We start from the raw sequence: 7800 nt of genomic DNA, 5'->3' as shown, positions 1-7800 counted from the left end.
AATTAAAATTTATTAATAATTTTTATAAAGAAACGTCGGAATTAACCCAAATTACAAAAAGAAGTTGTTAGTGTAATATTATAATAAAATTATAAATAATAAGTTGGTAATTATATATTGTTTTAGAATTAAAATTTTATTATTTATATTAAATTTTATTTTTTTATGGGGGAAAGCCTAGTGGTAACAACAAATAGTAAATCTATATCTTCATTAACTTTAGGGGTTTTATCAATCATCATTCCTTATATTGGCTTTATACTTGGTATAATAGGTCTATTTATTTCTCGAAAAAGTATTGCCGAAATTAATCGCACGAATGAAAAAGGGAAAGGTTTTGCAATTTCCGGAAGGGTTTGCAGTATTTTTGGAATATGCATACAGACAATTTTGATTATCATTTTAGTTTTAGGAATTATTACTTTTTTTTCAATGAATGATAATATGACTTTTTAATGAGGACATAATAAAATAAAGGTTTTCGAATGAAAAAAAGTAGAGAAATAGTTTTTAATTTTGATAAAACATTAAACGATTTTGACTGTTTAGATTGAAATGTATATAGTTTAAATTAAAGCCTTACATATCTACATAATTTTTGATTAAGGAGGTACGGACATGGTAGTTTTTGAAGAATATTTAGCAGGTATTGATCATCCAGACCACCGTGAGCGGACTGCTGAAATTTTGGATTGGATTTCGAATAAATTTCCTAGCCTAGAGCAACAAATTAAGTGGAATACGCCGATGTTTTCCAATCATGGCACATTCATCATTGGTATTTCGACCGCGAAGCAACATATGAGCGTATCACCTGAAGAAAAAGGTATTGTTCAATTTGCCGATGAAATTGCAAATGCTGGCTATAGTGCAACAAAAGGTTTGTTTCGTATTCCTTGGCAAGTCCCGGTTAATTATGAATTACTTGAGAAAATGATTGAGTTCAATATTCAAGATAAAGCAGAATATACGACTTTTTGGCGTAAATAATGTTACTTATTTCTTAAACTAGTTGGTAATGATTAAATTTAATAGTAGAACGATAAAAAAATAGGAGCTGCCTAGAAGAGTTCCTATTTTTTATTCAGAAACATTAAAGTAGTAACAAGGTCATTTTAAGGACTAAATCGAATAATATAGAATCAATGTTTTAAGATAAGTGGTGATTTAAGTGAAAAATAGCATACCAAAGAAAATACATATCATTGGTTCAGTTGGAAGTGGTAAGACGACCTTAGCAAGGCAGATGTCCAAAAAGCTAAATATACCTTATTTTGAGTTAGATAATGTTGTATGGAAAAGGCAAAAGGGTCAAAAAGATATCAGGCGTTCCGAACAAGAAAGAGAATGCTATTTAGATACACTCATTCGTTCAGATACATGGATTATTGAAGGTGTCCATAATGAAGAATGGGTAGGTAATAGTTTTCAAAATGCAGAGTTGATTATTTTTTTAGATACCAACTATTCTGTTAGAACCTACCGAATTATTAAAAGATTTCTCTTGCAAAAACTTAAATTAGAGAAGTCAAATTATAAACCGACACTTAAAATATTCTTCAAAATGTTTAAATGGAATAAGTATTTTGAAGAGGTGGGGAAACCAATATTTTTTAAAAAATTTAAAGATTACAATAATAAAATATTGGTCGTTAATAATATAAATGAGGTTGAAGATTATTTTAACGAACACAGATCAAAAAATATAGGAATCGCAAAATAGCGGTTCCTAATTTTTGGTATATAGAAGCAAATTCTTAATGTAATGGGATTGGCAGATTTTCTACTAATTCTGATAAAAATACAAATTTAGCTTCTTCTTTAATTTTAGGTATGTATTCCTTTATTACATTTGAGGTAATTTCTCCTGGTTCTCCTACATGTCCAATCGCAATCATAGTTGGTTCGACTCTTACTTTTTCTAATAGTAATCGAGTTTGCTTTTCTATGTGTTTATAGGTGTATATATCATCGAAAAATAACTTGTTTTCAATGACTGGCACGCCTATCTCACCTGCAATTTTAGTAACTACGCTTCGATAATTCGTTTTACTATCGAAAAAAAATAGGCCCCTTTCTTTACACGCATTTAAGACAATGCGCATTACTCTCTCATCGGAAGTTGCTTTTGAACCCATATGATTATTTATTCCTATTGCGTATGGGACATCATCAATAGCGGCTAGAACTCTTCTGCGAATTTCGTCATCACTTAAGTTGGTTTTAATCGCATTTGGACCTAACCAACTTGCTTTCCCTTTCCTTGGTTCCATTGGTAAATGAACTATTACTTCATAGCCTTTAGAGTGTGCGACAGTTGCATCCTTTTTAGTAGAAGGTAAAAAAGGCATCACTGCAACTGTTAATGGGATCGGTAGTGAAAGCATTTGGTCCGTTCCTTTCATGTTATTACCAAAATCGTCAATCACTATAGCAAGCTTATGATTAGGCTCAGCAAATACTGAAGAGCAGGTAGTAGATAGCGCTACTAATATAGAGAAAATAGAAGTAATCCAAAGCTTCATCGGTAAATCTCCTTTTCCATTAATTACTATGCTCTACTATTTTCTGTGATTATATAGAAAATAACCGTAAAAATTGAAAAGTAACTAAAATGTTCAATTACAACAAGTAAATGTGATTTTATGCTCTATTTTTAAAAAACTCAATTTAAATTAATTAGTTGAATGTAGTATGAGTAGCCTATTGTTTCACACTTGTTTATTTTAATTCTAGATTTACCTTTATAAAAAGGAACTTTAATTCTGTTGGAGAATGTAATTAAGTTAAAGTTTTGTTTTCATCTTAGGAGGTTATATGAAAGATTTTCATTGCTGCGAAAACGTGCCAACATTTTAAAGCAGAGAAACGAGTAAAAGGTATGAAATATTATTGTAGTAGATTGGGATTTGAAACAATGACGAACTATCAGTTTAATTGCTGGAGTCCAACTGAGAATGTGAAGAAGTTGATAAATAAGGTCAACATGGACCGATAGTCTCATAAACAAAAAGAGGAAGATAAAATGAATAGAAATAGGTTATATAAATCGAATACAGATAACTGTTAAGGGGTTTACATTATCATATCATATAATATTCCCAAAAAAGGTCTCCTTTTTGGGAAGGGTGATGATAAACTATTTTTTAGTGAACAATCGTAAATTTTATGTAAGTTGAGGTGGAAGATACTTGATTGAAAAAATAAAAAATGAATGGTTTTCTAATATTAGGACTGATATATTAGCGGGGATAGTTGTTGCTTTAGCGCTAATTCCTGAAGCAATTGGGTTTTCGATTATTGCAGGTGTCGATCCAATGATTGGTTTATATGCTTCTTTCTGCATTGCTGTCGTTATTTCGTTTGTTGGAGGTCGTCCAGGAATGATTTCAGCTGCAACTGGCAGATATGGTTATAACGGTTGGAGCGGTTGTATCTACACATAATTTAGCCATTGGTGTTATTATTGGAATTATATTAAGTGCTGTATTCTTTGCAGCGAAAATCTCAAAAGTAAAAGTAACTTCTCAACTTGAAGGAAATAAGCGAGTTTATAAAGTAGAAGGTCAACTGTTCTTTGCTTCTGTCACAGATTTTGTTGAAGATTTTAATTTCAAAGATGAAGTAAAAACTGTCGAGGTTGATTTATCAAAAGCTCATATATGGGACGAATCTGGTGTATCAGCCATTGATGAAATTGTGATTAAATTTCATGAAAATGATATAAAAACAACTATCATTGGTTTAAATGCAGCAAGCAAATCAATTGTTGATTCAATAGCTGTATTTAATAAACCAAACGGTATAAACGAAAATATTGGACATTAAGTAAAGGCTTCTTCGTTTTGAAGAAGCTTTTTTAATTAGGGATTTGTTAATTTTAAGTTGAAGCAGGTGTCAATACATACAAGATAGAAACAAATAAATAGATGTAAAAAGGGCGTGGTTAATTTGGGCAATAACAATTTAGTAGAGAAACAGTTAAAGATCCTCAATGAAATAAACACAATTTGTTTAAATCTAACATTCCATCTCTGGCTACGAGGAGGGTGGGCAATTGATTTTCTTCTTGGTAAAGTGACCCGCGAACACTCGGATATTGATTTAGTCACTTTAATTCAATTTCGGGAGGAGTTAGAAGGGGCAATGGTTAATGCTGGTTTTAAGAAAATCCCGGTTAGTATGCTTCAAACAGATTTCATAAAAGATGAGGTCGATGTGAGTTTTGTATTTGTTAGAATAACAGATAAAGGTAAAATCATAGCAAATGGTTTTCCAAACTGGGAATGGAGAAAAGATGCTTTGTCAATTCAAAAATATCATTTAAAAGGTATATCAATGAATGTCCTAAACCCATACCAGTTACTTGAAGAAAAAAAGGTATATGAAAAAGGTACGGGACGTAAGCTTCGTCCAAAGGACATTGAGAGTATGAAAGTAATTGAAGGAATTATTGATCAAATAAACTAATTGAAATTAATAGGTAGTAGTTTAAAGAAAAGGAGAGAAAAGAAGTGAGCATATCTAAAATTTCAATGAAAAGTCCAACACCTATACTACGTATGTTTGATGAAGATAAGGCAAAAGAATTTTACATAACATTTTTAGAATTTGAGATCGATTGGGAGCATCGATTTGAAGATGATTTTCCTTTATATATGCAAATTTCTTATAGCGATTGTGTAATTCATCTTTCTGAACACCATGGAGACTGTAGTCCAGGTGCAGCTATTAGAATTGAGGTAGAAAATTTAGAGTTACTTCATTCAAAGTTGCTGTCAAAGAAATATAAATATGCTCGCCCTGGCATCGAAGAAACTCCTTGGAAAACACGAGAGGTCCGGGTTGGAGATCCATTTGGTAATAGAATTGTCTTTTATGAGAACATGTAAGACTGAAGTTTTATTGTAAAGTATCATAATGAATAACCTAAAGATTAAAGAGGATTGAATTAGGTAGCATTTTAAATTAATCCTCCTAAAAACTAAAAAATGAACAAATCAGCTTAGTATATGTACTATAGCGGTCAAAACACCTACAAGTGTATCCCTCATTCGATCCATCGCATAATCCTTTGATTGGTGTTCAAATGCAAAGACAAATAGAATTGTAAGAGCGACCTGGTGAAGTACTTTTTTGTCTAATTTTAAATATTTAGCAATATATGTACCAATTAAAATTAAAAGTCCTAAGTTCCATCCAGTGACTTTCAGATAACTCGCAATTATTACAGTAATACCAATTCCAATCATTGTTCCAATTACTCGCTTGATTGATAAACTAATTGTTTTGTCAATTGTCGATTGAACAGTAAGGATAAGAGAAACTGGACCTAAATAGGGATGTGAGGAACCAAAAAATTTTGAGATTTCCCATGCTAATGTAGAACCAATTGATAATTTCCAGATAAGACTAGTTATATTTTCAGATGAGTTCAGTGATTTTGTTTCTTCCATAAGCACCTCTTATAGAAATTTCTAATTTTTATATTATCCTCTCAAATTAAAGCTATTATGTATAAGTTGTTGATAAGAATAAATAAGAAATTGAATACTTATATTAGTGTTTAGCTAATAGACAACAACAAATAATAGAAATGGGTTGAAACAATGATAACCTTCTTATTTGAATATAAGTTTGAAAAGAAGTTTTTAGATGATTTTAAATCAAGATTAAAAAAGTCTGCACATCCAAAATTTCACTCAGAGCCCTCCAATATTGGAATGAATTTTATGCAAAGAGAAGATGAGCAATATTATTACATCAATTTATTTATTAAATATAGAAGTATAGAAGACTATGAAGAACGAACGAGATTTGAAAGAAGCCAAGTTGAATGAAATGAAACTTGGTTTAGTAATGATATTACCCATGAACTATTATCAGTAACAATTTGGAAAGATTTTAGTCCAATGTCCTAGCATATTCTTATACACTTTTCGAAAATTTTGTGAACTTGGTAATATAGGATAATTTTTATATACCCGCAAGGAATTCATATTTCCTTGCGGATTTTTCATTTATTCGATAAAGTAAAAACTGAAATTTCTGGAACACTAAAAAATCGAAACGGAAGCCTTGTTGTTCCTATACCTCGATTAACGTATAAGTTCATAGGTTTAATATGATGATTTATTTTATATAACCCTTCAGTATAAATTGTTGCTAATGGCGGAGTATAAATTGCTTCGTGAAATGGAAGTTTAACTTGTCCACCATGGCTATGGCCAGAGAGTTGTAAGTCTATGGGATAATCTATAAGTCGTTCTGCCACATCGGGTTCATGGACTAGTAAGAGATTAAAGGAGTTTTTTTGTATATTATTAAATGCTTCAGCCGGATTTGGTCTTCCTAAAAGATAGTCATCCAAACCAATAATATTTAGCTTACTGTGATCTTTTAAGACGATTTCTTTCTGTTCATTTTCTAAAACTGTAAAACCAGACTTTATAAAAACTGATGATGAGATTTTCTTGCCTGCTCCTCCAACGTCATGATTACCGTAAATAGCATATTTACCATATTTTGCTTTTAATTGTTGAAGCACAACAGGGATTTGATCTAAATTATTGTATAAAGAACTATTATCAATTAAATCACCAGTAAAGAAAATTAAATCAGGGTTTTGTTTATTAATTTGATCGACAACATTAGTTAATTGCTTTAATGTATAATGAGCACCTAGATGACTATCACTAAATTGAACTATCTTCATTCCTTCCATCTGTTTTGAAACAGAATTTGATGTGATGGATATTTGACTTACATCTAACATTTTTGGTTCAATACTTTTTGAATAACGATATAAACTAATAGGGAAAATTAATAATATCAACGTAAAAACTATTAATCTTCTAACTACCTTTCGAAATATGGTTTTTTTCATATCTATAACCTGCCTTTTATGAATGAATTGATACAATCAAGATTGTAAATAAAATAAATAGAGCACTGACTAAAATTTCAACTATCCTCATGTTCTCACTCCCCTAGAACAGATTAAGCTCCTTTTGTTACATGAACGTGACAAAATAACATAATGAACGGAGGAATTAAAAATCAATATTCTAATCGCTGATGATGAAAAAGATATGTTAAAAATCTTAGAGGCATATTTCAAAAAGGAAGGATACAACGTTTTCTTAGCGGAAGACGGAGAACAAGCTATCGAAATCTTTTATAGTGAAAAAATTGATTTAGCTATTTTAGATTGGATGATGCCTTTTAATAGTGGAATTAATGTGTGTAAAGAAATAAAGAAAAATGGTGATACAAAAGTATTAATGTTGACAGCTAAAAGTGAAGATGAGGACGAATTACTAGCTCTTAAACAAGGAGCTGACGATTATGTACGAAAACCATTTCATCCGGGTATCTTAATTACTAGAGCTAAAAAATTACTAAAAGAAGAGCATCATATTGTAATTGGTAATATAAAAGTAGATTTTAAAGGTAAAATAGCATTTAAAAACGAGGGGAATTTAAATTTAACGAAAAAGGAAATTGATTTATTAAGCTGTTTTGTTCGTAATCGCGGAAATATCTTATCACGTGAGGATTTATTAGTGAATGTATGGGGTATTGATTACGATGGAGATGATCGAACGGTGGATACCCATATAAGAAGATTAAGAGAAAAAATAGGAGAAGACCTTATTCAAACACATCGAGGTTTAGGATACAGTCTTATAAAAGAAAAATGAATCGATTAGGAAGAAAAATATCGATCACAATTACCGTATGTATTCTTTTTGTTTTTATATTTTATCTAATTATCAATTCGTATTTATTACCTAAATA

Annotated in this window: 10 protein-coding genes and 1 pseudogene; 8 read left to right on the top strand and 3 right to left on the bottom strand. The window is 30.6% G+C overall.

What is annotated here, in order from left to right; translation table 11 throughout:
- Positions 1–180 precede the first annotated feature (180 nt).
- The 3 genes from CN514_RS15345 to CN514_RS15335 all read left to right on the top strand — a co-directional run bounded on the left by CN514_RS15345 (position 181) and on the right by CN514_RS15335 (position 1723).
- The gene (locus CN514_RS15345) at positions 181–456 is read left to right on the top strand and encodes a DUF4190 domain-containing protein (RefSeq protein WP_286141708.1); all 276 of its coding nucleotides are present in this window, start codon (positions 181–183) and stop codon (positions 454–456) included.
- A 162-nt stretch (positions 457–618) separates the two neighbouring features.
- Entirely contained in the window at positions 619–990 is a 372-nt protein-coding gene (locus tag CN514_RS15340; RefSeq protein WP_098233334.1) for an iron chaperone, read from the top strand.
- A gap of 181 nt (positions 991–1171) precedes the next feature.
- Complete coding sequence (locus CN514_RS15335; RefSeq protein WP_098233333.1) at positions 1172–1723, top strand: AAA family ATPase; 552 nt, start codon at positions 1172–1174, stop codon at positions 1721–1723.
- A gap of 34 nt (positions 1724–1757) precedes the next feature.
- Here the strand turns inward: CN514_RS15335 and CN514_RS15330 are convergent, their stop codons facing one another.
- Positions 1758–2525, bottom strand: a complete 768-nt coding sequence (locus CN514_RS15330) for a divergent polysaccharide deacetylase family protein (RefSeq protein WP_098233332.1) — start codon at positions 2523–2525, stop codon at positions 1758–1760.
- Between the two features lie 666 nt (positions 2526–3191).
- Here CN514_RS15330 and CN514_RS15320 point away from each other — a divergent pair.
- The 3 genes and pseudogenes from CN514_RS15320 to CN514_RS15310 all read left to right on the top strand — a co-directional run bounded on the left by CN514_RS15320 (position 3192) and on the right by CN514_RS15310 (position 4892).
- Positions 3192–3828 (top strand): annotated as a pseudogene (locus CN514_RS15320) (SulP family inorganic anion transporter).
- A gap of 123 nt (positions 3829–3951) precedes the next feature.
- Positions 3952–4470 (top strand): nucleotidyltransferase domain-containing protein, encoded by a 519-nt coding sequence (locus tag CN514_RS15315; protein WP_286141707.1) that lies wholly within the window; start codon positions 3952–3954, stop codon positions 4468–4470.
- A 44-nt stretch (positions 4471–4514) separates the two neighbouring features.
- Positions 4515–4892, top strand: coding sequence for a glyoxalase superfamily protein (locus CN514_RS15310; protein WP_286141706.1), 378 nt, complete (start codon positions 4515–4517; stop codon positions 4890–4892).
- A 108-nt stretch (positions 4893–5000) separates the two neighbouring features.
- On the opposite strand, the gene CN514_RS15305 is transcribed toward CN514_RS15310, so the two are convergent.
- Complete coding sequence (locus CN514_RS15305) at positions 5001–5456, bottom strand: FUSC family protein (protein WP_098233330.1); 456 nt, start codon at positions 5454–5456, stop codon at positions 5001–5003.
- Positions 5457–5609: 153 nt separating this feature from the next.
- Between CN514_RS15305 and CN514_RS15300 the strand changes: the two genes are divergently transcribed.
- Complete coding sequence (locus tag CN514_RS15300) at positions 5610–5840, top strand: hypothetical protein (RefSeq protein WP_098233329.1); 231 nt, start codon at positions 5610–5612, stop codon at positions 5838–5840.
- Between the two features lie 176 nt (positions 5841–6016).
- Here CN514_RS15300 and CN514_RS15295 read toward each other — a convergent pair whose 3' ends face one another.
- Positions 6017–6886, bottom strand: a complete 870-nt coding sequence (locus tag CN514_RS15295) for a metallophosphoesterase (RefSeq protein WP_098233328.1) — start codon at positions 6884–6886, stop codon at positions 6017–6019.
- A 172-nt stretch (positions 6887–7058) separates the two neighbouring features.
- Between CN514_RS15295 and CN514_RS15290 the strand changes: the two genes are divergently transcribed.
- Positions 7059–7703 (top strand): response regulator transcription factor, encoded by a 645-nt coding sequence (locus CN514_RS15290; protein WP_098233327.1) that lies wholly within the window; start codon positions 7059–7061, stop codon positions 7701–7703.
- The last annotated feature ends 97 nt before the right edge of the window (positions 7704–7800 follow it).

The sequence above is a fragment of the Bacillus sp. AFS001701 genome, from assembly GCF_002559405.1.
Lineage (GTDB): Bacteria > Bacillota > Bacilli > Bacillales > Bacillaceae_G > Gottfriedia.
The sequence above is the reverse complement of the archived record's forward strand: the minus strand, read 5'-3'. Positions and strand labels throughout refer to the sequence as shown.